The sequence below is a fragment of the uncultured Barnesiella sp. genome (assembly GCF_946496565.1).
In the GTDB taxonomy this organism is placed as follows: domain Bacteria; phylum Bacteroidota; class Bacteroidia; order Bacteroidales; family Barnesiellaceae; genus Barnesiella; species Barnesiella merdigallinarum.
This window is the reverse complement of record NZ_CAMMHD010000002.1, coordinates 215,715-238,676: the sequence shown is the minus strand read 5'-3', so window position 1 is coordinate 238,676 and position 22,962 is coordinate 215,715. Positions and strand designations below refer to the sequence as shown.

Genomic DNA, 22,962 nt, shown 5'->3' with positions numbered 1-22,962 from the left:
ACTATGGATAAAGAAACCTTTTTGTCCTTTTATGAAAAGGCTGGCTATCGGGTAATCGACTCGTTTACGTATAGCGACATCAAACTCTTCTTGATGCGCAACCTCCCCAAAACGACATTCCGCGCCATCTATATTGGAGTTCTGCTGCTGGTGCTTTTCGGTGTCGGGTTTATGATAGCTCTGTGGCAAGAATCCCAATCGGCGAGCCAATTCTTTCTCGAAATAGGGGCGAGTCTTGTGTGGGTATTGGTGGGCTATGCCCTTATGATACCTCTGCATGAATTTATACACTGGCTCGTATATCGTTCCGAAGGGGCAGCCGATGTGCGTTTCGGGGCTATTTGGCGCTCGTTTGTCTTCTTTGCTGCGGCACACAATTTCCTGACCGATTACAAAACGTTCAAACGCATAGCTTTGGCTCCGCTTCGCATCCTGTCGGGATTGCTTGTGGTGTTGTTGCTTTTCCCGCTGCCCCTGTGGGGCAAGATTGCCATCGCCGTACTGTTGTTCTTCCACCTGCTCTCGTGCTCGGGCGACTTGATGATGCTCGCCTATATGAGCCGGTACAAGGGGCGCGAGGTCTATACCGTCGACGATATTGACAACCGTTACACCTATTTTCTGGAGAAAAAGTGATGAGTGCCTCGATTCAATCCTGGATAGTCACAGGCATCGTAGCGATAGCCTTTGCATACGCTATTTACAAGATAGTCAAGATGGTGCAGAATCGTAACGAACCGCCATCGTCTTGCTGCGGCTGTGATGTGGATTGCAAGTTGCGAGAAATAAAATCGAAGAGAGTAAAAAAATAGGGCAAGAGTGTTGCATAATCGGAAAATATACTCTATCTTTGCACTCGCAATCGCTCGAAAGACATATGGTTCCTTGGCCGAGTGGTTAGGCGCCGGTCTGCAAAACCGTTTACAGCAGTTCGATTCTGCTAGGAACCTCACAAAAAAGACTCGCTTACGTAGCGGGTCTTTTTTTGTATAGGGATGTCGGGGTTGGCCGACCCCCGCTACAAGTCGGCGTAAGCCGGGATGTCGGGCAGGAAGGTGTAGCTGCCGGTGGCGTAGTCGATGCGGCAGCAGTAGTGAGTAAGTCCGTTGGAGACCAGCAGGTAGTTTACCTGGAGCACCTGGTTGTAGCGCACGATCTGGTCGAAGGTCTTCTGGGTAATCTCGATGTGCGGGGCCTTGTATTCGACAATGCAGAGGGGGCGACCGTTGCGGTCGTAGACAACCGTATCGCACCGCCGGCTGCACTTGTTGAGCGTGAGCGAAATTTCATTGCCCATCAACCCGCGGGGGAATCCCTTTTCGTTGGCCAGGAACGCCACGAAATGCTGACGCACCCACTCCTCGGGAGTAAGCACCACATACCGCCGGCGCAACTCGTCGAAGATAAGGATTTTATCCTTCTCCTGTTTCAGTCTGCAGGGATAGGGGGGCAGGTTCAGTTCAATCATCTCGCGGTAGAAAATTTGTGCTTTCTAATTATTTCTGTAAATTTACTCCAAAAATATCGATTTATGAAAACAAAGCAAGAGATTGTCGAAAATTGGTTACCCCGATATACGCAGCGGCCGGTCGAGGAGTTTACGAAGCACATCCTGCTGACCAACTTTGCCAAGTATGTCGAGATATTTGCCTCTCACTTCAACGTGCCGATTTTGGGCGAGGACAGCAACATGCCCAGTGCATCGGCCGAGGGGATAACGATTATCAACTTTGGCATGGGTAGCGCAAACGCCGCTACCATCATGGACCTGTTGAGTGCCGTGGCTCCCGAGGCAGTTCTGTTTTTGGGGAAATGCGGCGGTATCAAGAAGGTGAACAAGTTGGGCGACTACATCTTGCCGATTGCCGCCATACGGGGCGAGGGTACCTCGAACGATTATTTCCCTCCCGAGGTGCCAGCTCTGCCGGCCTTCATGTTGCAGCGGGCCGTATCGACAGCTGTGCGGAACCATCACCGCGATTACTGGACGGGGACCGTGTATACGACCAACCGACGGGTATGGGAGTTTGACGACAACTTCAAGGAGTATTTGCGCCGCATTCGCTGTATGGCAGTCGATATGGAGACGGCCACCCTCTTCTCGGTGGGTTTTGCCAATCGCATTCCGGTGGGGGCTCTGTTGCTTATTTCGGACCAACCCATGATTTCAAGCGGTGTGAAGACAGCCGAGAGCGACAAGAAAATCACTCAAGACTTCGTAGAGGAGCATGTCTTGATCGGGGTCGAGGCGCTGAAATTGATTATCGACAAACGGACAACCGTGAAGCATCTGCGATTTGACGAGGATTAACCGCTATGGCCAAGAAAGATTCCAACCAGCATATTGCCATCTTGCAGGATATTCGCAAGAAGTTGTTCAAGCCTGTCTACCTGCTCATGGGCGATGAGTCGTATTACATCGACCTGATTTGTGATGCCATCATTGCCAATGCCTTGAGGGAGGAGGAGCGGGATTTCAACCAGACCATTCTGTATGGAGCCGATGTCGACGACTTTGCTCTGGTGGTGAATGCGGCCAAACGATTCCCGATGATGGCCGAACATCAGCTGATTGTTGTCAAGGAGGCTCAGAATATCAAGGGGATAGACAATCTATCGTACTATCTGCAGAAGCCTCAGATGCGCACGATTCTGGTTATCTGCTACAAAAACGGCTCGCTCAAGAATAAAAAGATTATAGCCGGCATCGAGAAAATAGGACTGGTATACGAGTCGAAAAAATTGTACGACAGCCAGCTGCCGGCGTTTATCAATACCTATGTGACTGCGAAAAAACTGTCGATCGACCCCAAAGCGGTGTCGATGCTGGCCGATTTCGTGGGGAATGACCTGAGCCGGTTGAGCGGCGAGCTCGACAAGCTGGCCATTTCGCTGCCCGAGGGGAGCATGCGCATCACTCCCGAGGCGGTAGAGCAGAATGTGGGTATCAGTAAAGATTACAACAACTACGAACTGCTCAATGCCATCGTCACGCACAATGTGCCGAAGGCGGCCCGAATTGTGAACCATTTCGAGCAGAATCCCAAGAACAACCCGCTGGTGGTGACCATAAGTGTGCTGTTCAACTTTTTTGCCAATCTGTTACTTTGTTTCTTTTCGGCCGATTGGTCGGACAATGGCATAGCCAAGGAGCTCAATCTGCGCTTTCCCTCTCAGGCACGCGACTATCTGACGGCCATGCGCGTCTACAACGCGTTCAAGTGTATCGACATCATTGCCCTTATCCGGCAGTACGATGCCCGGTCGAAAGGTATCGGGTCGGGAACTTCGAGCAACGATGGAGACCTGTTGCGCGAACTGGTTTTCAAAATTCTGTACAGCCCGTATCAGAAGTGATAGAGATACCCCAGCGAGATAGTGATAATCTGGTTATGTGAAGCCGAGAAAACATCTTTCTTTCGGTTTCTGAAGATGTCGCCCAATCCGTAGTAGTAGCGACCCTCGAGTACGATACCGTGCGAGCGGGCTATGCGGAACTCGATACCGGCACCGGCCATGATACCGTAGTCTATCTTGTGGGCGATGTCCATGGTATATATCTCTTTCACCTTGCTTTTCTGGCTGAATTCGGGCAGATTGTGGATGTCGAAATTGCTCTTGTAGCTGTCGCCCAGAAGAAATCCAATCTGTGGCCCGGCATTGATAAAACCGCGCACCACCCGGTTCCCGAAAAAGAAGTGGGTGAGGAAGGGTACCGTCACATAATTGAGGGTATGCGAGTAGGTATAGGGGTCGGTATCGAAGGTCTCGTTCCAACCGCATTGGGTGAAGTTGACCTCGGCAATGAGTCCGAAAAATTTCTCTTCGATATAGCGCACCGAGACTCCACCCGTGTATCCCAACAGTAGCGACTGGGTGACGGTAGGGGTGAACGATATACTCGAAAAGGTGGTCCCCCCCTTTATGCCCACGGTAAATTCGGGCTCGTAATCGCTACGCTGTGCCCAACCCGTCTGCAGGGTGACGAGGGCGGCAAGCAAACAGATATATCGCAACAGTCTCATGAATTATTCTCTAATTTTTTTGATTGTGAAATCGGGAGCAAAGTTGACAAAATAGAACGACTTGTTGATGAATCCGCTCCAGTTGTTGATGCGCTGGAACGAGAAATCGGTCTGGATACGGTCGCTCGAAGAGGTCAACTGCTGGGTGGCGAAATTCTTGCCGTTGGCCCGTATGGCCGTGAGGAAGTAGATGCCGGTATCGAAACCGAGCAGTGCATATTGCGGGCTGGCATTGATCATGTCTTTGTTGTACCAATAGAGGAACCGCTTGTGGAACGCCTTGGTATTTTCGTCGAAGGGATTGGCATAGAAGCGGGAGTAGAGATAGGTGTTCAACTTATAGAACTCGTTCAGATATTCGGGTACCTGCGTGAGCCACTCGGGATAACCGAAGAGGGCGATGTCGAGGTCGGTCCGGTTCTCTTTGAGGGTCTCGATAGGGGCAACAATCAACGACAGCTCTTTTTTCTTGGCCGATGTAGGAACGAATACGATTCCGCTTGCTCCGGTTAGAATGGAATCCTGATTCAACAGGTTCAGTTCGTTGTCGAATCGAATCTCGCTGTATGCGATATGGGCACGCGAAAGCTCCTCTTTCAGTCCGGCAATAAAGTCGCGCTTGTCGTTCTCTTCGCCCGTGTGGGTGAGGAATATCACCTTGCGGTTGCCCAGATAACGGATGAACCGGTCGGCGGCTTCGGCGTAGAGGTACGAGTGAGGAATATTGGTCTGGAAGATTTTGGCATTGTGCGAAACCTCTTCGTTCTTGAGGGAGAAGGTGTTGACCACATTGATGTCGTTGGCCAGGCCGAAGTCTGCAATCAGTTTGATGTGATTGTCGCTTTCGGGAGCGATAATCAAGTCCATCTCCTTCATCTCGGGATTGGTCAGGATGCGGCGTACCGTAGCGTCCGACTCTTCGGAATCGTAGGCGTACACGTTGATCGAGGCTCCTTGGCGTTTCAGGCTGTCTACGGCCATCAGGAAACCTTGGTAGTATTCGGTATACAGGCTGGCTTTGGTGTCGGGGTGTGTTTGTTGCAACATGAACGGCAGTATCACGGCTACGTTGATTACTCCCCGTTTGTCGCTCTTGTACAGCTTGTTGTATATGTTGTTGATTTCGGCGCTGGTGATGGGGTTTTCGGCCGTCACGGTATTGTATTCGATACCGGCCGGGATATTGATGATGTCGTCCTGACGAATTTGCTTGAGGTCGGGATTGCACTTTTTAATCTCCTCGACTGTGGTCCCGAATTTTTTGGAGATGCTGTACAAGGTCTCTTTCTTGCGCACCTTGTACTGTGTGTAGAGTTGTTTTTGCTCGATAGTCACGTTTATCTCTTTGGTATCGGGGGTAAGTCGAATGACCGACCCCTTCTTGAGGTGGTTGGGAGAGATGCCGGGGTTAAGTTTGAGAATGGTTTCTATGTCGATATCGTACTTTTTCGATATGGAGAAGAGCGTTTCGCCTTCGCCGATAGTATGATATACATACTCTCCGTTTCCGTTGTCGGTCGTAGCGGTTGTATTTTCGGGAGTAGGGGTGGATGTTGCCGTTACGGCTGTACCTTGCGATTTGGCTGTTGCCGTAGTGACAGCCTTGTTTTGGGCTTTCGAGGTCGTTTTTTTATAGCGTTGTGGAATTTTCAGTGTGGCTCCCGCCTTGATACCCCGTTCGGAACCGGGGTTCAGGTCGATGATGCTCTGAATAGTCACTTTGTACATCTTCGAGATGGAGTAGAGCGATTCGCCTCGCACGATGGTATGCTCGAAGGTGCTTTCTATTTCAGAACCTTCGGGCTCGCCCTGAGCTGTTCTGTGAGTCGGGATCATCAGTAGTTGTCCCCGTTTCAGCCCGTTTTTGGCAGCTGGATTGTAGCGGATAATCTCCTCTTGAGAAATGCCGAATTTCTGGCTGAGCACATAGAACCCTTCCGAGGGTTTTACCTTGTAGATATAAAATTCTTTTCCGTCGATAACCTTGGTTTGTAAATTTTCGGTTTGAGCCGAAAGCATAAAGAGTGCAGTAAAACAGAATAGCAAAACTATCGTTATTCGTGTATATCTCATATTGTTAATGGTTTGCGTTTTGTGTCTGATGGTAATATACAAGAAACAAAAGTATATAAAAATATTGTCAGATGCAAGTCAAAAACGTATGGGTAGGGCCTTTGTCTCAATTATTCTTATCGAAGCGGCTTTATTGGGAAATTTTAAATTGCGGATAGAAATGCGATTGGTCGAAAAGTTGTAACTTTGTCATTCACATTTATGATTCGGATTGATATGTACAGATTCCTCTTGTTTTTGACAGCTCTCTTTACATTTGGCGGCTTGTGTGCCCAACAGATAACCGTGACGGGTGGGGGGAAACCGGCATACAGCTATACTCCCGAGGCCAGTACCGGTCTGAATGGGGGAGTCTTTGTCGTCTACTCGCTCGACCAGGCGACAGTCGAATTTTCGGGTGCCGACGATTCGCTCATCTCGTGGAGCAAGTTTGGCCCGTCGGGGGCAGCTACATCCACACCGGTCACCGGTGCGGTGCAGAACGGGTACCTCTCGACACTCACCCTGACCGAAGCCGATTGCGGATATATAATCGAACAGAACGGACGCAGCTACTACCTGTGGATAATCGACTATTCGCAGGCTCCTCTCGTGCTGAACGGGGCATCGGTCTCGAACGACTCGGGGCAGTGCGAACTCACCACGCTGCTGCTCGACGGGAGCGGCTCGCGGCTCAACTACTACTCGATAAACGGTGCACCCAAGGTGCTGAATCGTGAACTTTCTGTCAGTTACATGAGTCTGGTGTGGAATGCCGAAGCGCTCACCTATGTGCAGACCGCCCAGTCGGAGACGATTGACAATTTCACGTCGACCGTCCAAGTGACGGCACCGCTATGCAATACCGACTTTGTCATCTCGGGCGACCAATTGCTCAACTATTGGGGTATGGAGCAGACTGTATCGACAGGAGAGTATGTAACTACGGCGATAGGGGTGACGGCTGTCGCCGAGCAGAGCTATCGGGAGGATGCGCTCAACGAAGACGACCGGCATCCGACCGAATACCTGGGCGGTTCGGCTCCGGCCGAAATCGAGTTTCAGGCCTATACGACCGATGCTGTGACTCACATCGAATGGGAGTTTTCGGACAAGGAGGATTTCTCGACCACGATTGCCCGTTACAACGACCAGACCCTGCGCTACACTTTCCGCGACGAAGGGGTCACGTATGTACGTCTTGTCGGTAGCAACAGTACGGCCGAGTGTCAGGCTTACAGCGAGACCTTTACCGTCAACATCGGCGAGCCCCGCCTCGAGGCTCCCAATGCCTTCTCGCCAGGTACAAGTCCGGGCGTGAACGACGAGTGGAAGGTGGCCTACAAGTCGATTGTGAGCTTCAAATGCTGGATATTCAACAAATGGGGGGTACAGATGTGCTATCTCGACAACCCCGAAAATGGTTGGGACGGGAAGTATCATGGCAAGTATGTCGACCCCGGAGTCTATTATTATGTGATCGAGGCAAAAGGCTCCAACGGCCAAAAGATTAAACTGAAGGGACACATCAACATCATGCGTTCCAAAGATTGAAAAAACGCTGTAACCGATGAGATTGAACAAATATTTTATGGTTGCGCTGTCGATCGTTTCGCCCCTTTTCGTACAACAAGTACAGGGCGAGGAGATGGCGCAAAAGGAGTTTTCGGATGTAGTGATTCCCGAATTTCCGTTGCAAGTGAAATTCGCCGGAGAGGTGGTAGACCTGGACCGGCTCGACATGTACGAACGCTTTGACCGCGAGTTGACCACGCTGTGCTACATGCACTCCTCGACCTCGCTGGCCATCAAGCGGGCCAACCGCTATTTCCCCATCATGGCACCTATCCTGAAAGAGGAGGGCATCCCGAGCGATTTCCTCTATCTGGCCGTAATCGAGAGCACGCTCAACCCGCGGGCCGTATCTCCGGCCAAGGCCATGGGCATCTGGCAGATTATGCCACGCACGGGGCGTGAATACGGATTGGAGGTCAACGACGACATCGACGAGCGGTGCCATGTAGAGAAGTCGACCCGGGCCGCATGCCGTTACCTGAAAGAGGCTTATGCCAAGTATGGAAGCTGGACCACCGTAGCGGCATCGTACAATGCCGGCATGGGGCGCATCTCGTCGGAACTCAAAAAACAGTTGGCCGACCATTCGTTCGACCTGTGGCTGAACGAAGAGACCTCGCGCTATGTGTTCCGCATCCTGGCCATGAAAGAGATATTCTCTTCGCCGGCCAAATACGGGTACAAGCTGAAGACCCGTCAGCTGTACCAACCTATTCGCTATACCGAGATACGGGTCGACACGACCATCGAAAACCTGGCACTTTTTGCTCAGGAGCATGGCGTATCCTACGCCCAGCTCAAAGAGGCCAACCCCTGGTTGCGTGCCCGTACCATGCCCGACAAGTCGAGAAAAGTCTATTACATCAAGATACCACAAAAAGAGGATTTGTATTACACGAAACGTAAGTTTACAGCTTACAGAAAAGAGTGGGTAATCGATAAGAAATGAAAGCAGAAGATCAAATCGAGGTATATGGCGCTCGTGTGCATAACCTCAAAAACATAGATGTCACCATCCCGCGCAACAGCCTGACGGTAATTACCGGATTGAGCGGCAGCGGCAAATCGTCGTTGGCGTTCGATACCATCTTTGCCGAGGGGCAACGGCGCTATATCGAGACATTCTCGGCCTACGCCCGCAACATGCTCGGCAACATGGAGCGTCCCGACGTGGACAAGATTACCGGGTTGAGCCCCGTAATCTCCATCGAGCAGAAGACAACCAACAAGAATCCGCGTTCGACGGTAGGAACGACGACCGAGATTTTCGACTTCCTGCGGTTGCTCTTTGCCCGGGCCGGCGAGGCTTACTCCTACCTGTCGGGCGAGAAGATGGTGCGCTATACCGAAGAGAAGATTATCGAACTTATTCTGGAGAAGTACCAGAGTCGCCGCACCTACATACTGGCACCGCTGGTGCGTAACCGGAAGGGGCACTACAAGGAGCTGTTCGAGCAGGTGCGCCGCAAGGGATACCTGACCGTACGTATCGATGGTGAATTGCGCGAGATTACACACGGCATGAAGCTCGACCGATACAAGAATCACAGCATCGAGCTGGTGGTCGACAAGCTGGTGGTCGACAAGGACGACGAACGCCGGCTGCAAGAGAGTGTAAAGACAGCCATGAAACAGGGCGACGGCCAGTTGATGATTCTCGATGCCGACACGCAGGAATTGCGCCATTACAGCCGCACGCTTATGGACCCCCAAACGGGTTTGTCGTATAGCGAACCGGCCCCGCACAACTTCTCGTTCAACTCGCCGCAAGGTGCCTGCCCCCGATGCAAGGGGTTGGGCTATGTCAATATCATAGACCGTGAAAAGATTATCCCCAACGACGAGAAGTCGATTTACGAAGGAGGCATCGTCCCATTGGGTAAATATAAAAATACCTTGATATTTTGGCAGATTGCCGCTATCTGCGAGAAGTATGGCAACACGCTGAAGACTCCCATCAAAGACCTGGCCGAGGAGGCGCTCGACGATATTCTGAACGGGACGGACGAACGATTGCAAATCAAAAACGAGTCGTTGGGTACATCGAACTACTTTCTCTCGTTCGATGGCTTGATCAAATATATCGAGGTACAACAGCAGAGCGATGCCTCGTCGCAGGCCCAGAAGTGGGCGGGACAGTTTGTCACGACGACCGTATGCCCCAGTTGCGAAGGCCGACGGCTGAACCGCGAGGCCCTGCATTACCGGATAGCCGGGAAGAACATTGCCGAATTGGCTGAGATGGATATTTCGGAACTGTACGAGTGGGTCAATCAGGTCGAATACGAACTCTCACCGCAGCAACGCAAAATTGCCGTGGAGATATTGAAAGAGATACGCAGCCGGTTGCACTTCCTGGTCGATGTGGGGCTGGACTATCTGTGTCTCAACCGGGCCTCGGCCACCTTGTCGGGCGGCGAGACCCAACGCATACGGCTGGCTACGCAGATAGGCTCGCAACTGGTCAATGTGCTCTATATTCTCGACGAGCCCAGTATCGGGTTGCACCAGCGCGACAATACCCGGCTCATCAATTCGCTGAAGGAGCTGCGCGATATGGGCAACTCGGTTATCGTCGTGGAGCACGACAAAGAGATGATGCTGGCCGCCGACTATGTGGTAGATCTGGGCCCTCGGGCCGGGCGCCTCGGTGGCAACATCGTCTTTGCCGGTACCCCCGAAGAGATGCTCAAGACCAACACGCTCACAGCGCAATATCTGAACGGCGAGAAGAAAATCGAGTATTCGCACCAGCGTCGGCCAGGCAATGGTAAGAAGATTGTGCTGTCGGGGGCTACGGGCAATAACCTCAAAAACGTAACGGTCGAGTTTCCTCTGGGTAAATTTATCTGTGTGACCGGCGTATCGGGCAGCGGCAAGTCGAGCCTGATTAACGGAACACTGCAGCCGATTCTCAGCCAGAAGTTCTATCGCTCGTTGCAAGCTCCGTTGCCCTACGAAAAAATCGAGGGGCTGGAGAATATCGACAAGGTGGTGACCGTAGACCAGTCGCCGCTGGGGCGCACGCCGCGCTCCAATCCGGCTACCTATACCGGGGTGTTTGCCGACATCCGAAATGTGTTTGTCGAGTTGCCCGAGGCAAAGATCCGCGGCTACAAGCCGGGACGCTTCTCTTTCAACATAGCTGGCGGGCGCTGCGAGGTGTGTGGTGGCAACGGCTACAAGACTATCGAGATGAATTTCCTTCCCGATGTACTGGTGCCGTGCGAAGCATGCCATGGCAAACGCTACAACCGCGAGACCCTCGAGGTACGCTTCAAAGGAAAATCGATTGCCGATGTGCTGGACATGACCATCAACCAGGCTGTCGAGTTTTTCGGAAATATTCCGGCCATCATCTCCAAAATCAAAGTGCTGCAAGAGGTGGGGCTGGGCTACATCAAACTGGGGCAACCCTCAACCACGCTGTCGGGTGGAGAGAGCCAGCGGGTGAAGCTGGCTGCCGAACTTTCCAAACGCGATACCGGCAAAACGCTCTACATACTCGATGAACCAACCACCGGTTTGCACTTCGAGGATATACGTGTATTGCTGTCGGTGCTGAACCGACTGGTCGAGAAAGGGAATACCGTGATTGTTATTGAGCATAACCTCGACATCATCAAGTGTGCCGACCACATTATCGACATGGGGCCGGAGGGTGGACGCAACGGCGGTTACGTGTTAGCTACGGGAACCCCCGAGAAGGTTAGTCAATGCGATACATTTACGGCTCGTTACCTGCGTGAAGAGTTGAAAGATTAAGTAACATCGATAAACGCCGATAAAACGGTTATAGAGGCTCAAGGCTTAGGCTTTGGGCCTCTTTTTTTTCTATTTCGTATTGGTTTGTATAGCTGTTTGTATTTGTATAATTGATTGTATATAAAAACAGTAGATTCGAAATTGTGCCGTTTTGATGCAAAATCCTTGAGCTATTTACGAAACGATTTACATCGGTACATCAAAAATAAATCGTAGGCGAGATAAGCCTCCAAAAAAGTAGGAGCGATGCAATTATTATTAAAATTACATTTGCAAATCAATGATTTACAAATACAACTCGATAAAAATTTACCGTTGTAGTTATTCTTTTAATTCAAATGTAAATAGAGTAGGGGGTAGGAGATAATTTTGTAAATACAGCATACACAAGCCAATAAATATTAGTTATCTGTAATATTTTATGCTATATATACTTATATATCAATATATTGTATGTCTATATGTGTAGTTTTTATTTATAATAAAATATCATCATCGGTCAAAATCCTTATCAAATCGGCGTATATGATATTTTTATATACTTATTATCAATAACTTAAGATATATTTTATAAAGTATAAATTTAATATATGTGATACCCGAATTACAAATGTGACATCTATCTCGCATATTCAATTTGCAAATTTGCGGGTTTTACTGTTTACATCTGTTATTTACAAAAGTTACTTGTGAAATTTTGATTTTTAAATTTCATTGATTACATTTGTAACGTATTTTCTGGCTTAAAAATCTGCTTTATGGGAAATGATAAAACTGTGGCACTTGCCGTGGCCGATCGTATCAAACAATTTATCGACTACCTGGGAATTACCATTACACAATTTGCCGACAACACCGGGATACAACGTCCGTCGATGTCGCAGATGCTAAGTGGTCGCAACCAGAAAATCAGTATCACGACTATCGGTAAGATACATGAGAGGTACCCCGACCTCTCTATTTATTGGCTGCTGTATGGTAATGGCCCGATGCTCCTGTCAGAGTCGAATGGCGCCTTTTCCGCAGCAATCGAATCGTCGACTATCATCCCGACCGAAGATGATTCGGGTTTACCTGCTGGTGGCTCTCCGTTCATGTCGCTATTCGATGACGAGAGAGGTAAAAATACGGCCGAGGATACGAGCAAACCCGAATATGCGAAGGAAAATAGCTCAAATAGGGCTATAAATTTTGCAAATTCTGCTGAAAATGAGAGTGAAAGATCGAAAAATATCCCGTATATTCCAACTCGTGAATCCGATGCTAAAAATAGACGAATCGTCAAAATCATGATTTTCTACTCCGACAACACTTTCGAGAGCTTCTCTCCCGAGTCTTAGATTCAAGAGTTTCAATTACGCTCGATTTTTTTTGCTTTCAGGTTCTCCCTAACATCTGTTGGACCCCGTAAATCCGGTCTGGACAAATTTTAAGCTAAACCGAACCCTCGAGTTCGAGTGTAGTATGCCTATACACATGATATGCTGATGTAGAGTGTGACCAAGGCACCTTCCTCTACCTGAGCGGATACTACGACTACTACGCCACCCAATGGCTCAATGCCTGGATAAGGTTCCTGGGGTACCGCTCTCTTTATTGCGGCGCTCGCCATTATCCTGCTGGTAACCTCAGCTACAAGACCATCGACTACATACGTCGGCCTCCATCGGTCAACCTTTCCGGTCAATCTATCCTGTCGATTCGGAAGATGCCGACCAGTGGGGACTATTTTATGAATAGGACGGTCGCAGTGTGAGGCTTAAAGAATGAGTCCTCGGCACGAGCTGGGATAATTTTCAGTGGGTGCATATCTCTTATAAACGAGAGTAGAATTGTAAAAAATAAAATGTTCTATAATTTATATTATGATAAATAGACAATCGAGAGAAATATACGAAGATGAATATTTGTTGGAAACCGAGAGATGAATAGATGATACCTGACCAACAATGGATATCTCTGTTATAGCAGAAACGGCTTAATGGTGATTGCAGGTCTTCAAATCTAATCTACATTTGTGGCATTTGAGCCTCCTTTAAGCCGTTTTTATCGTAGTTATTTATTGCCGGTGATACCTTTCCCAAGCATGGAATAACGAGCGGTTATACGCGTATTTTCAATGGTTGCATATAATCTTTATACGTGAAGTGCAGAATTGTAAAAACGAAATGTTTTATGTTTTGTGGGTTTCAAGTGCTGCTTTGCGAGCTTTTATATGTTGCATGCGAGCCCTAAAATATTGCGGATTAGGTTTGTTTTTATCCTCTCCTTTCATATCTTTGGATGGATGTAATTTATTCTCGCTTTCTCGATTTATGGTATACTAAAAAGGAGGATTATGATGGAAAATATCGATTTGAAGAAACTGAGTGCTGAGCAGCTTTGCGACCTATTCAACGATGAAACTGCCCAGGTTAAGCATTGGGACATTATTCAGGAGTTTATCGATCGGAAAATATCCACAGTCAATATTCAACGAGCTTCGGGTAGTATGAATGGTCGCCCTATGCGCATCTGGTATAATGAAGGCCGGAATTGTATAGAGGTTCGTGGGCGTGTATTTTTCGAGGGCACAGATCTTTTACAATGGTAGCAAGTCGCTCCATCGGTATAAAAAAACAGCCATTCTTTCGGAGAGTGGCTGTTTTTTTATGGTTTTACCGATTGACTATTATTGGCCTTCGATAGCTTTCAGTTTCTCGGCATCGTTCAAGTTGTAATAGATGTTGCGCAACGCATACTTATAGTCCGGTTCATCGGGTTTCAGTTCGTATGCTTTTTCGTAGTACGGACGCGATTTTTCGAACAGAGGAATTACCTCTTTTTCACGAGCTTCGGTATATTTTACGTTGTCGGTAATCGAGCTGATTTCGTTGTTTTTCTGTACGGCGAGGTTGAAGTAGATACGACCCATGTTGCCCAGAGCATCGGCATAGGTAGGATTGATTTCGATAGCCTTCTCGAAGCACTCGATCGATTGGTCGTATTTCTTTTGCGACTCGTACAGATTACCTTTTACATTCCAATACTCGGCTTTGTCAGGTTCTTCGGCCAAGATGGCATCGAGCGTGGCGATAGCCTCGTCGTACTTACCGCTGTAGATATAGAGGTTAATCAGTTTCAGCGTGTAGGTATTTTCTTTTTGCATTTTGGGCTGGCCGTTCTCGTCCATCACCGTGTTGCCCATTTCGTCTTTAACCTCTACCATTTCGTTTTTGAACAGCTTCTCGCCTTCCTGGAGGGTTTGAATCAGGTTGACCGTGTCTTGAGTTTGCTCATATTCGTAAACGAGGTATTTGTAGATGTCGTTCTGGTTGTAGCCGTTGCCTTTAGCGTCGTTCAGTGCGCTGATAGCCAGAGCGTGATCTTGTGTCTGCAAGGCAGCCAAAGCCCGGTTGAACTCCAGAATGGCGATAGTCGAGTCGGCAGGAAGACCGCTTTTCTCACCCTTCATAATCGAGAGTTTGGGAATGTCCAGGTAGATACCCCACACATCGTAGGCTTTCTTGTAGTCTTTCTGTGTGAAATAGTATACGCCGGCATTGGCAAATCCATCGATGTTTTGTTTCAGTGTTTTACGAATGTCTTTTACATATTTGGGCTTTACTTTGCCTTTTTCGTTAGGCAGCGTATCGAGCGCGATAGATTTCAGGAAATACTCGTAGCTTTTTACCAGAGCGTCGTACATGGGACCGTCGCCGTCTTTCAACGTCATACCCAATGTTTTCTGAACATTGTCTTTTTCGAAATAGGTGTTTTCGATGAAACCGGCTACATACCAAGTCTTGGCATCGTCTTTCGATTCGGGATCGGTCAGTGCACCCTGAATGGTGGTACGGGCCTCCTGGAAGTTGGGATTCTCCATCTTGGCTTCGCTGAAAGCTCGGTTCACCGCTTTCTTTTGGCCAAATGCGCAAATGACTGAAAGCAGTAATACTGCGGTTAATGTTGTTTTTTTCATTGCGTGTTTATTTTAGGATTAACAATTTATTCTGCAATTTCGGTGACGCTGTCGTCCTGCATGTTCTCATCGACACTGTCCGACAAGACTTTGCAGACCGAAGCAATTTCGTCGTTCCGTTTTTCGAGGTTGATTAACCGAACACCTTGCGTAGCACGGCCCATGACACGCACGTCGGCTACCTTCATGCGCAACGTGATACCCGACTTGTTGATGATGACCAGGTCGTTCTCGTCGGTTACACACTTGATGGCAACCAGATAACCGGTCTTGTCGGTGATGTTCAAGGTTTTCACACCCTTACCACCGCGGTTGGTTATGCGGTAGTCTTCGATGAGCGAGCGTTTGCCGTATCCCTGCTCCGAAACCACCATGATGGTCTCTTTCTCGGGGTCGTTTACGCAAATCATTCCTACTACGGCATCGTCGTCGTTGTCGAGGGTCATACCCTTTACACCGGTAGCATTACGTCCCATTTCACGTACGGCGCTCTCGTGGAAGCGGATGGCCCGGCCGTGACGGTTGGCAATGACAATCTGGCTGTCGCCCGTGGTGAGCCGCACTTGTATCACCTGGTCGTCTTCGCGAATGGTGATGGCATTCACACCGTTCTGGCGAGGACGCGAATAGGCTTCGAGTTTGGTCTTCTTGATGATACCCTTGCGCGTACAGAAGAGCAGGTTGTGCGACATGTTGTATTCGGGGTCTTGCAACCGTTTCACGCGGATAAAGGCATTTACCTTGTCGTCCGAGTCGATATTGAGCATATTCTGTATGGCCCTACCCTTCGAGCTCTTGGAGCCTTCGGGTATCTCGTATACCTTGAGCCAGTAGCATTTACCTTTCTGCGTGAAGAAGAGCATGTAGTTGTGCATCGAAGCGGGATAGATATATTCGATGAAGTCTTCTTCGCGGGTGTTGCTGCCCTTGGCCCCTACTCCACCCCGGTTTTGTGCACGGAATTCGGAGAGCGGCGTACGTTTGATATAGCCCATGTGCGAGATGGTGATAATCATCTCGTCGTCGGCATAGAAGTCTTCGGCATTGAACTCTTCGGACGAGTAGACGATTTCGGTCTTGCGCTCGTCGCCATATTTCTCTTTGATTTCGATAAGCTCGTCTTTTATCACCTTCATGCAGACCGCTTCGTCGGCCAAAATCTGGTGATAATAGGCAATCATCTTTTCGATTTCGGCATACTCGTTTCTCAGTTTGTCCTGGTCGAGACCGGTCAACTGACCGATACGCATATCGACAATGGCCTGAGCCTGCTTGTCGCTGAGCGAGAAGCGCTCCATCAGGCGCGTGCGGGCCTCTTCGCGAGTCTGCGAAGCTCTTACAATCTTGATAACCTCGTCGATGTGGTCCGATGCAATAATCAGACCTTCGAGTATATGGGCCCGCTCCTCGGCTTTGGCCAGGTCGAATCGAGTCCGGCGCAAAACCACTTCGTGACGGTGGTCAACGAAAGATTCGAGCAGTTGTTTCAGGTTCAAGGTTTGAGGACGACCATGTACCAGTGCAATGTTGTTGACGCTGAACGACGACTGCAGGTCGGTCATTTTGAACAGCTTGTTCAGCACCACGCTGGCGTTGGCATCTTTCTTGACTTCGATAACGATGCGCATGCCGGCACGGTCGGACTCGTCGTTGATGTTCGAGATTCCGTCCAGACGCTTCTCTTCGACCAGGTCGGCGATTTTCTTAATCAATTCCGACTTGTTGACGGCATAGGGAATTTCCGATACGATAATCGATTCGCGACCCGTCGAGCTGTCTACCTCGATTTCGGCTTTGGCACGGATGACGATACGACCGCGGCCGGTTTCGAAAGCATCCTTTACACCGGCATAGCCGTAGATGATGCCCCCTGTGGGGAAGTCGGGAGCCTTGATATATTGCATCAACTCCTCGATGGTGATGTCGCGGTTGTCGATCAGAGCAACCGAAGCATCGATACACTCCGACAGGTTGTGAGGCGGCATGTTGGTCGCCATACCTACGGCAATACCCGAGGCCCCGTTTACCAGCAGTTGCGGTATGCGGGTGGGCAATACGGTAGGCTCTTCGAGCGTGTTATCGAAGTTGGGGGTAAAATCGACCGTATCCTTTTCAATATCGCGAAGCGTCTCTTCGGCAATGCGCGAGAGTCGCGCCTCGGTATAACGCATGGCGGCAGGGCTGTCGCCGTCGACCGAACCAAAGTTACCCTGGCCGTCGACCAGCGGGTAACGCAAGGACCACGGTTGGGCCATACGTACCAGTGCATAGTATACCGACGAATCGCCGTGCGGGTGATACTTACCTAATACGTCACCGACGATTCTCGCAGATTTCTTGTAAGGTTTATCCGATGTGTTTCCCAGTTTGTCCATACCGAACAACACCCGGCGGTGTACCGGCTTGAAACCGTCGCGCACATCGGGCAAGGCTCGAGCTACAATCACCGACATGGAGTAATCGATGTAGGCCGATTGCATCTCTTGATTGATGTCTATCTTTAGAATTCTATCCTGGTCAATCATTTATTAGTGAAAATTGGTTATACATTGATTCTTTAGCGTACAAAGATACCAATTTTTTGAAAAAACCGAGGTATCTCCCTCAATAAATAATCTTCGGCAAATGGGAAAATTCGGCATGTTATTTGTTATACACAAGAAATAATATTTACCTGCCAATATTTGGCGTAAAGGTGGTATATTTGCTAAATCAATATAAGGAGACAGATTTGTTTATGGAAAGAAACTTTTCACAACATGTAAAGGAAATTCTCGGTTACAGCCGGGAGGAAGCCGAACGCCTTCAAAATTCCAACATCGTTCCCGAGCATTTGTTGCTGGGGATTATACGCGATGGGGCCAATCGGGCTGTCGATGCCTTAGTGGGGCTGGGTGCTTCTCTTCGCACGATAAAGAGTTCGCTGGAAAATGAACTATCCGCTTCCAACAATCACATGGAACAGCAGTCGAGCGAGCTGACTATCAGTAAAAGCACAGACAGAGTGTTGAAAATGAGTATGCTCGAGGCTCGATTTATGAAGAGCCAAGAGACCGACTCGGAGCACTTGTTGCTGGCCATTTTGAAAGAATCGGATTCTCCGGCTGCGAAAATACTCCATACGAACGACATCACCTACGACGAAGTGTCGGCCTTTTTAAAAGGTGAAGCGACTGGCGAAGCAGAGGCCGAACAACACCCCTTCCCTCGCGGTATGGGAGCCGGTTTTACCGACGACGATGACGACGAACTGGAGGATGAGCGCAACTATCGCCGCGAACAACAGCAAGGCGGCAGTGGCAGCAGCGCTTCGACACAGCGCAGCAACAACGATACACCCGTGCTCGACAACTTCGGTACCGATATGACCAAGGCGGCCGAAGAGGGTCGTCTCGACCCCGTCGTAGGCCGTGACAACGAGATAGAGCGGCTGGCCCAGGTATTGAGCCGCCGGAAGAAGAACAACCCGGTACTCATCGGTGAGCCGGGTGTGGGCAAATCGGCTATTGTCGAGGGGCTTGCTCTGCGCATCGTGCAGCGTAAGGTATCGCGTGTGTTGTTCGACAAACGGCTCATTTCGCTCGACATGGCTTCGATTGTAGCCGGCACCAAGTATCGCGGACAGTTCGAAGAGCGCATCAAGGCTATCTTGAACGAACTCTCGAAAAACCCCAATATCATCTTGTTTATCGACGAGATTCACACCATCGTGGGGGCCGGTGGCGCTACCGGTTCGCTCGATGCGGCCAACATGCTGAAGCCGGCACTTTCGCGGGGCGAGATACAGTGTATCGGTGCCACCACGCTCGACGAGTATCGCAAGAATATCGAGAAAGACGGAGCCTTGGAGCGTCGGTTCCAGAAGATTATGGTCGAGCCTACGACACCCGAAGAGACCCTGCAGATTCTCAACAACATCAAGGGCCGTTACGAAGACCATCACAACGTAACCTATACCGACGCTGCGCTGGAGGCTTGTGTCAAATTGACAGACCGCTATATCAGCGACCGGAATTTCCCCGACAAGGCCATCGATGCCTTGGACGAAGCGGGAGCCCGGGTACATGTGTCGAACATTACGGTACCTAAGGAGATCGAGAGTCTGGAGGCTCAAATCGAGACTTGCCGCGAGGACAAGATAAACGCCGTGAAATCGCAGAATTACGAATTGGCAGCCAGCTTCCGCGACAAGGAGAAGGAGTTGCAGCTCTCTCTGGAGACGGCCAAAGACAACTGGGAGAAACAGATGCAGCAACACCGCGAGATTGTCGACGAAGAGAAAGTAGCCGAGGTGGTAGCCATGATGACCGGCGTGCCCGTGCAGCGTATTGCTCAGGCCGAAGGCAACAAACTGCTGGCCATGGCTGGAGAACTGAAGCGCGAAATCATCGGTCAGGACGAGGCTGTAGACAAAGTGGTGAAGGCCATACAGCGCAACCGGGTGGGATTGAAAGACCCCGACAAGCCTATCGGTACCTTTATGTTCCTGGGTCCGACGGGCGTAGGTAAAACGCATCTGGCCAAGAAGTTGGCCGAGTATCTGTTCGACTCGAAAGATGCCCTTATCCGCATCGACATGAGTGAATATATGGAGAAGTTCACCGTGTCGCGGCTCGTTGGTGCCCCTCCGGGATACGTGGGTTACGAAGAGGGCGGCCAGCTCACCGAGAAGGTACGCCGCAAACCCTATTCGGTCGTACTGCTCGACGAGATAGAGAAGGCTCACCCCGATGTATTCAATCTGCTGTTGCAGGTCTTGGACGAAGGCCGGTTGACCGACAGTCTGGGCCGTCGTATCGACTTCAAGAACACCATCCTGATTATGACTTCGAACATCGGTACCCGCCAGTTGAAGGATTTCGGCCAGGGCGTAGGTTTCTCGACCAATACCGTTTCGGAGAAAGACTACTCGCGGGGTGTCATCCAAAAGGCTCTGAACCGTGCCTTTTCGCCCGAGTTCCTGAACCGTATCGACGACATCGTCATGTTCGACCAGCTCGACAAGAAAGCCATCTTCCAGATTATAGACTTGGAATTGAGCGGCTTCTACAAACGGGTAGAGACGTTGGGGTATCACCTCGAAATCACCGATGCTGCCAAAAACTTCATTGCCGAGAAGGGGTACGATGTGCAGTTCGGTGCCCGACCCTTGAAACGGGCCATCCAGAAATATCTCGAAGATGAGTTGGCCGAGATGATTATCCGGGCTACCGTTCAGGAGGGTGATACGATACGGGTCGACTTCGACCAGGAAAATCACAAAATCGTTTCGTCGATTATCGACTCGAAGAAAGAGGCGTGACACGACAGAAAGAGAATAAGCCAAAATGTCAGACTTTTTGAGTCTGGCATTTTTTTTGAAAAAATTTCGAGTAGAAAATTGTAACAATAAAAACATATAACCATGCAAAAAGGTACTATCGGGGTTACAACCGACAACATCTTCCCCGTTATCAAAAAGTTTTTGTACAGCGATCACGAAATATTCTTGAGAGAGCTGGTATCCAATGCCGTCGATGCTACGCAGAAACTGAAGACTCTGGCATCTTTTGGCGACTTCAAAGGCGAGCTGGGTGCGATGAACGTATCGGTTTCGATCGACAAGAAGGCCGGCACGCTTACCATCTCCGACCACGGTATAGGCATGACGGCCGAAGAGATAGACAAATATATCAACCAAATTGCCTTTTCGGGTGCTGAAGAGTTTCTGGAGAAATATAAAAACGATGCCAACGCCATCATCGGCCACTTCGGCTTGGGCTTCTACTCCTCCTTCATGGTTTCGAAGAAGGTCGAGATTCGCACCTTGTCCTATAAAGAGGGGGCAAAAGGTGTCATGTGGAGCTGCGACGGTTCGCCTGCCTACGAGATGACCGACATCGACAAGAGCGAACGCGGTACCGATATTGTGTTGTATATCGACGATGAGAACAAGGAGTTCCTCGAAGAGCAACGCATCGAGACGCTGCTGAAGAAGTATTGCCGCTTCTTGCCCGTACCCGTTGTATTCGGTAAAGAGCAAGAGTGGAAAGACGGCAAATATGTCGATACCGACAAAGACAAAGTCATCAACGACATGGAGCCGGCCTGGACTCGCAAACCGACCGACCTGACCGACGAGGATTACAGGAAATTCTATTCCGACCTCTATCCCGGCATCGACGAACCGCTCTTCTGGATTCACCTGAATATCGACTACCCCTTCAAGTTGACGGGTATTCTTTACTTCCCGAAAATCAAGAACAACATCGACATCAACCGGTATAAGATACAGTTGTATTGCAACCAGGTATTCGTAACCGATTCGGTCGAAGGCATCGTGCCCGACTTCCTGATGCTGCTGCAAGGTGTCATCGACTCGCCCGACATCCCGTTGAACGTATCGCGTTCGTACCTGCAAAGCGACTCGAACGTGAAGAAGATTTCGGGTTACATCACCAAGAAGGTGGCCGAACGTCTGCAAGAGATTTTCAACAGCGACCGCAAACAGTTCGAAGAGAAATGGGACGACCTGAAGATCTTCATCGAGTACGGTATGCTTTCGGACGAGAAGTTCTACGAACGGGCTCAGAAATTCGTTCTGCTGAAAGATACCGAAGAGAAATACTACACCCTCGACGAGTACAAGACGCTGATCGAAGGCAACCAGACCGACAAGGACGGACAGCTCATCTACCTGTATGCCACCGACAAGGAGGCCCAATACAGCTACATCGAGACCGCTACCGCGAAGGGCTACGACGTGTTGCTGATGAACGGTCAGTTAGACCCCCACTTCATCGGTATGTTGGAGCAGAAGTTGGGTAAATGTCGTTTCGTACGGGTCGACAGCGACTTGATAGACCGATTGATTCAGAAGAGCGACAACAAGTCGTCGGTTGCCCTCAATGAGCAACAGCGCGAAGTGATGACTACGGTATTCAAATCGCAGATTCCTGTCATCGAGAAGAGCGACTTCCTGGTTATGTTCGAGCCCGTAGGTGCTACGGCACAACCTATCGTGATTACGCAGAACGAGTTCATGCGTCGTATGAAGGATATGGCTGCCATACAACCGGGTATGGCCATCTATGGCGAACTGCCCGACAGCTACAACCTCATTGTCAACACCGAGCACCCCTTGACGCAACGGATTATCGCCGACACCGAGTCGTCGTGCAAAGAGCAGTTGACCCCGATACTCGACGAGTTGAACACGATCAATGCCGAAATCACCCGTCTGCAAGAGGCCAAGAAAGACAAGAAGGACGAAGAGGTACCCGTAGCCGACAAAGAGGCTTTGAAAAGTGCCGAAGAGAAGGCCAAGGAATTGCGTGCCAAAGAGTCGGACGTACTGAAGAGCTATGCCGACAAGAACCCGCTGGTTCGTCAGTTGGTCGACTTGGCTCTCCTCTCCAACAACATGCTGAAGGGCGAGGCTTTGAGCAACTTTATCAAACGCTCTGTCGAGATTCTTTAATGACTTGTTGATGCCGGTGAGGGGAACAGATATGAAGTAATACTTTATATCGTCCTCTCACCCAGCATATAAAGCAATACTCAAATAGCGAATATAGATTTGCTGCATTACTGCAATCTATATTC

At 49.7% G+C, this 22,962-nt stretch carries 16 protein-coding genes and 1 tRNA gene; 12 read left to right on the top strand and 5 right to left on the bottom strand.

The window, feature by feature from the left end; all coding sequences use genetic code 11:
• Positions 1-3: 3 nt before the first annotated feature.
• The 3 genes from Q1K76_RS02050 (at position 4) to Q1K76_RS02045 (ending at position 950) form a co-directional block, all read left to right on the top strand.
• On the top strand, positions 4-636 hold the full coding sequence (locus Q1K76_RS02050) for a DUF3267 domain-containing protein (protein WP_298664158.1): 633 nt from the start codon (positions 4-6) through the stop codon (positions 634-636).
• On the top strand, positions 636-812 hold the full coding sequence (locus Q1K76_RS11870; RefSeq protein WP_366944474.1) for a FeoB-associated Cys-rich membrane protein: 177 nt from the start codon (positions 636-638) through the stop codon (positions 810-812). The genes Q1K76_RS02050 and Q1K76_RS11870 overlap by 1 nt, the downstream gene beginning before the upstream one ends.
• Before the next feature lie 67 nt (positions 813-879).
• Positions 880-950 (top strand) — tRNA-Cys (locus tag Q1K76_RS02045).
• Positions 951-1,018: 68 nt separating this feature from the next.
• On the opposite strand, the gene Q1K76_RS02040 is transcribed toward Q1K76_RS02045, so the two are convergent.
• Positions 1,019-1,468 carry a type I restriction enzyme HsdR N-terminal domain-containing protein gene (locus Q1K76_RS02040; RefSeq protein WP_300130652.1) on the bottom strand — a complete coding sequence of 150 codons (450 nt, stop codon included), beginning with the start codon at positions 1,466-1,468 and terminating at the stop codon, positions 1,019-1,021.
• Between the two features lie 63 nt (positions 1,469-1,531).
• On the opposite strand from Q1K76_RS02040, the gene Q1K76_RS02035 reads away from it, so the two are divergent.
• On the top strand, positions 1,532-2,311 hold the full coding sequence (locus tag Q1K76_RS02035; protein ID WP_258327572.1) for an AMP nucleosidase: 780 nt from the start codon (positions 1,532-1,534) through the stop codon (positions 2,309-2,311).
• Between the two features lie 5 nt (positions 2,312-2,316).
• Positions 2,317-3,357, top strand: coding sequence for a DNA polymerase III subunit delta (holA, locus tag Q1K76_RS02030; protein ID WP_300130649.1), 1,041 nt, complete (start codon positions 2,317-2,319; stop codon positions 3,355-3,357).
• Here the strand turns inward: holA and Q1K76_RS02025 are convergent.
• Positions 3,348-4,025 (bottom strand): porin family protein, encoded by a 678-nt coding sequence (locus Q1K76_RS02025; protein WP_300130647.1) that lies wholly within the window; start codon positions 4,023-4,025, stop codon positions 3,348-3,350. The genes holA and Q1K76_RS02025 overlap by 10 nt on opposite strands.
• Positions 4,026-4,028: 3 nt before the next feature.
• Positions 4,029-6,044, bottom strand: coding sequence for a LysM peptidoglycan-binding domain-containing protein (locus Q1K76_RS02020; RefSeq protein ID WP_258327569.1), 2,016 nt, complete (start codon positions 6,042-6,044; stop codon positions 4,029-4,031).
• 255 nt (positions 6,045-6,299) lie between these two features.
• Between Q1K76_RS02020 and Q1K76_RS02015 the strand changes: the two genes are divergently transcribed.
• The 5 genes from Q1K76_RS02015 to Q1K76_RS01995 all read left to right on the top strand — a co-directional run bounded on the left by Q1K76_RS02015 (position 6,300) and on the right by Q1K76_RS01995 (position 14,010).
• A complete protein-coding gene (locus Q1K76_RS02015; RefSeq protein WP_087407456.1) occupies positions 6,300-7,631 on the top strand; it encodes a gliding motility-associated C-terminal domain-containing protein in 1,332 nt (443 codons plus the stop codon).
• A 16-nt stretch (positions 7,632-7,647) separates the two neighbouring features.
• Positions 7,648-8,601: a lytic transglycosylase domain-containing protein gene (locus Q1K76_RS02010; RefSeq protein ID WP_300130644.1), complete on the top strand. Its 954-nt coding sequence runs from the start codon at positions 7,648-7,650 to the stop codon at positions 8,599-8,601.
• Positions 8,598-11,417 carry an excinuclease ABC subunit UvrA gene (gene uvrA / locus Q1K76_RS02005; protein ID WP_300130642.1) on the top strand — a complete coding sequence of 940 codons (2,820 nt, stop codon included), beginning with the start codon at positions 8,598-8,600 and terminating at the stop codon, positions 11,415-11,417. The genes Q1K76_RS02010 and uvrA overlap by 4 nt, the downstream gene beginning before the upstream one ends.
• Positions 11,418-12,175: 758 nt before the next feature.
• Positions 12,176-12,757: a helix-turn-helix transcriptional regulator gene (locus Q1K76_RS02000; RefSeq protein WP_300130640.1), complete on the top strand. Its 582-nt coding sequence runs from the start codon at positions 12,176-12,178 to the stop codon at positions 12,755-12,757.
• A gap of 998 nt (positions 12,758-13,755) precedes the next feature.
• Positions 13,756-14,010, top strand: coding sequence for a hypothetical protein (locus Q1K76_RS01995; RefSeq protein ID WP_258327564.1), 255 nt, complete (start codon positions 13,756-13,758; stop codon positions 14,008-14,010).
• Positions 14,011-14,088: 78 nt separating this feature from the next.
• On the opposite strand, the gene Q1K76_RS01990 is transcribed toward Q1K76_RS01995, so the two are convergent.
• Complete coding sequence (locus Q1K76_RS01990) at positions 14,089-15,309, bottom strand: tetratricopeptide repeat protein (protein WP_158096819.1); 1,221 nt, start codon at positions 15,307-15,309, stop codon at positions 14,089-14,091.
• Between the two features lie 95 nt (positions 15,310-15,404).
• On the bottom strand, positions 15,405-17,903 hold the full coding sequence (gyrA, locus tag Q1K76_RS01985; RefSeq protein ID WP_298664176.1) for a DNA gyrase subunit A: 2,499 nt from the start codon (positions 17,901-17,903) through the stop codon (positions 15,405-15,407).
• Positions 17,904-18,115: 212 nt separating this feature from the next.
• Here gyrA and Q1K76_RS01980 point away from each other — a divergent pair, with 212 nt between their 5' ends.
• A complete protein-coding gene (locus Q1K76_RS01980; protein WP_300130637.1) occupies positions 18,116-20,680 on the top strand; it encodes an ATP-dependent Clp protease ATP-binding subunit in 2,565 nt (854 codons plus the stop codon).
• 102 nt (positions 20,681-20,782) lie between these two features.
• On the top strand, positions 20,783-22,837 hold the full coding sequence (gene htpG, locus Q1K76_RS01975; RefSeq protein WP_258327561.1) for a molecular chaperone HtpG: 2,055 nt from the start codon (positions 20,783-20,785) through the stop codon (positions 22,835-22,837).
• The last annotated feature ends 125 nt before the right edge of the window (positions 22,838-22,962 follow it).

What these genes read in the sequence shown, in the direction of transcription:
- Q1K76_RS02050 (WP_298664158.1), top strand. Translation starts at nt 4, where the DNA reads ATGGATAAAGAAACCTTTTTGTCCTTTTATGAAAAGGCTGGCTATCGG.
- Q1K76_RS11870 (WP_366944474.1), top strand. Translation starts at nt 636, where the DNA reads ATGAGTGCCTCGATTCAATCCTGGATAGTCACAGGCATCGTAGCGATA.
- Q1K76_RS02040 (WP_300130652.1), bottom strand. Translation starts at nt 1,468, where the DNA reads ATGATTGAACTGAACCTGCCCCCCTATCCCTGCAGACTGAAACAGGAG.
- Q1K76_RS02035 (WP_258327572.1), top strand. Translation starts at nt 1,532, where the DNA reads ATGAAAACAAAGCAAGAGATTGTCGAAAATTGGTTACCCCGATATACG.
- holA (WP_300130649.1), top strand. Translation starts at nt 2,317, where the DNA reads ATGGCCAAGAAAGATTCCAACCAGCATATTGCCATCTTGCAGGATATT.
- Q1K76_RS02025 (WP_300130647.1), bottom strand. Translation starts at nt 4,025, where the DNA reads ATGAGACTGTTGCGATATATCTGTTTGCTTGCCGCCCTCGTCACCCTG.
- Q1K76_RS02020 (WP_258327569.1), bottom strand. Translation starts at nt 6,044, where the DNA reads ATGCTTTCGGCTCAAACCGAAAATTTACAAACCAAGGTTATCGACGGA.
- Q1K76_RS02015 (WP_087407456.1), top strand. Translation starts at nt 6,300, where the DNA reads ATGATTCGGATTGATATGTACAGATTCCTCTTGTTTTTGACAGCTCTC.
- Q1K76_RS02010 (WP_300130644.1), top strand. Translation starts at nt 7,648, where the DNA reads ATGAGATTGAACAAATATTTTATGGTTGCGCTGTCGATCGTTTCGCCC.
- uvrA (WP_300130642.1), top strand. Translation starts at nt 8,598, where the DNA reads ATGAAAGCAGAAGATCAAATCGAGGTATATGGCGCTCGTGTGCATAAC.
- Q1K76_RS02000 (WP_300130640.1), top strand. Translation starts at nt 12,176, where the DNA reads ATGGGAAATGATAAAACTGTGGCACTTGCCGTGGCCGATCGTATCAAA.
- Q1K76_RS01995 (WP_258327564.1), top strand. Translation starts at nt 13,756, where the DNA reads ATGATGGAAAATATCGATTTGAAGAAACTGAGTGCTGAGCAGCTTTGC.
- gyrA (WP_298664176.1), bottom strand. Translation starts at nt 17,903, where the DNA reads ATGATTGACCAGGATAGAATTCTAAAGATAGACATCAATCAAGAGATG.
- Q1K76_RS01980 (WP_300130637.1), top strand. Translation starts at nt 18,116, where the DNA reads ATGGAAAGAAACTTTTCACAACATGTAAAGGAAATTCTCGGTTACAGC.
- htpG (WP_258327561.1), top strand. Translation starts at nt 20,783, where the DNA reads ATGCAAAAAGGTACTATCGGGGTTACAACCGACAACATCTTCCCCGTT.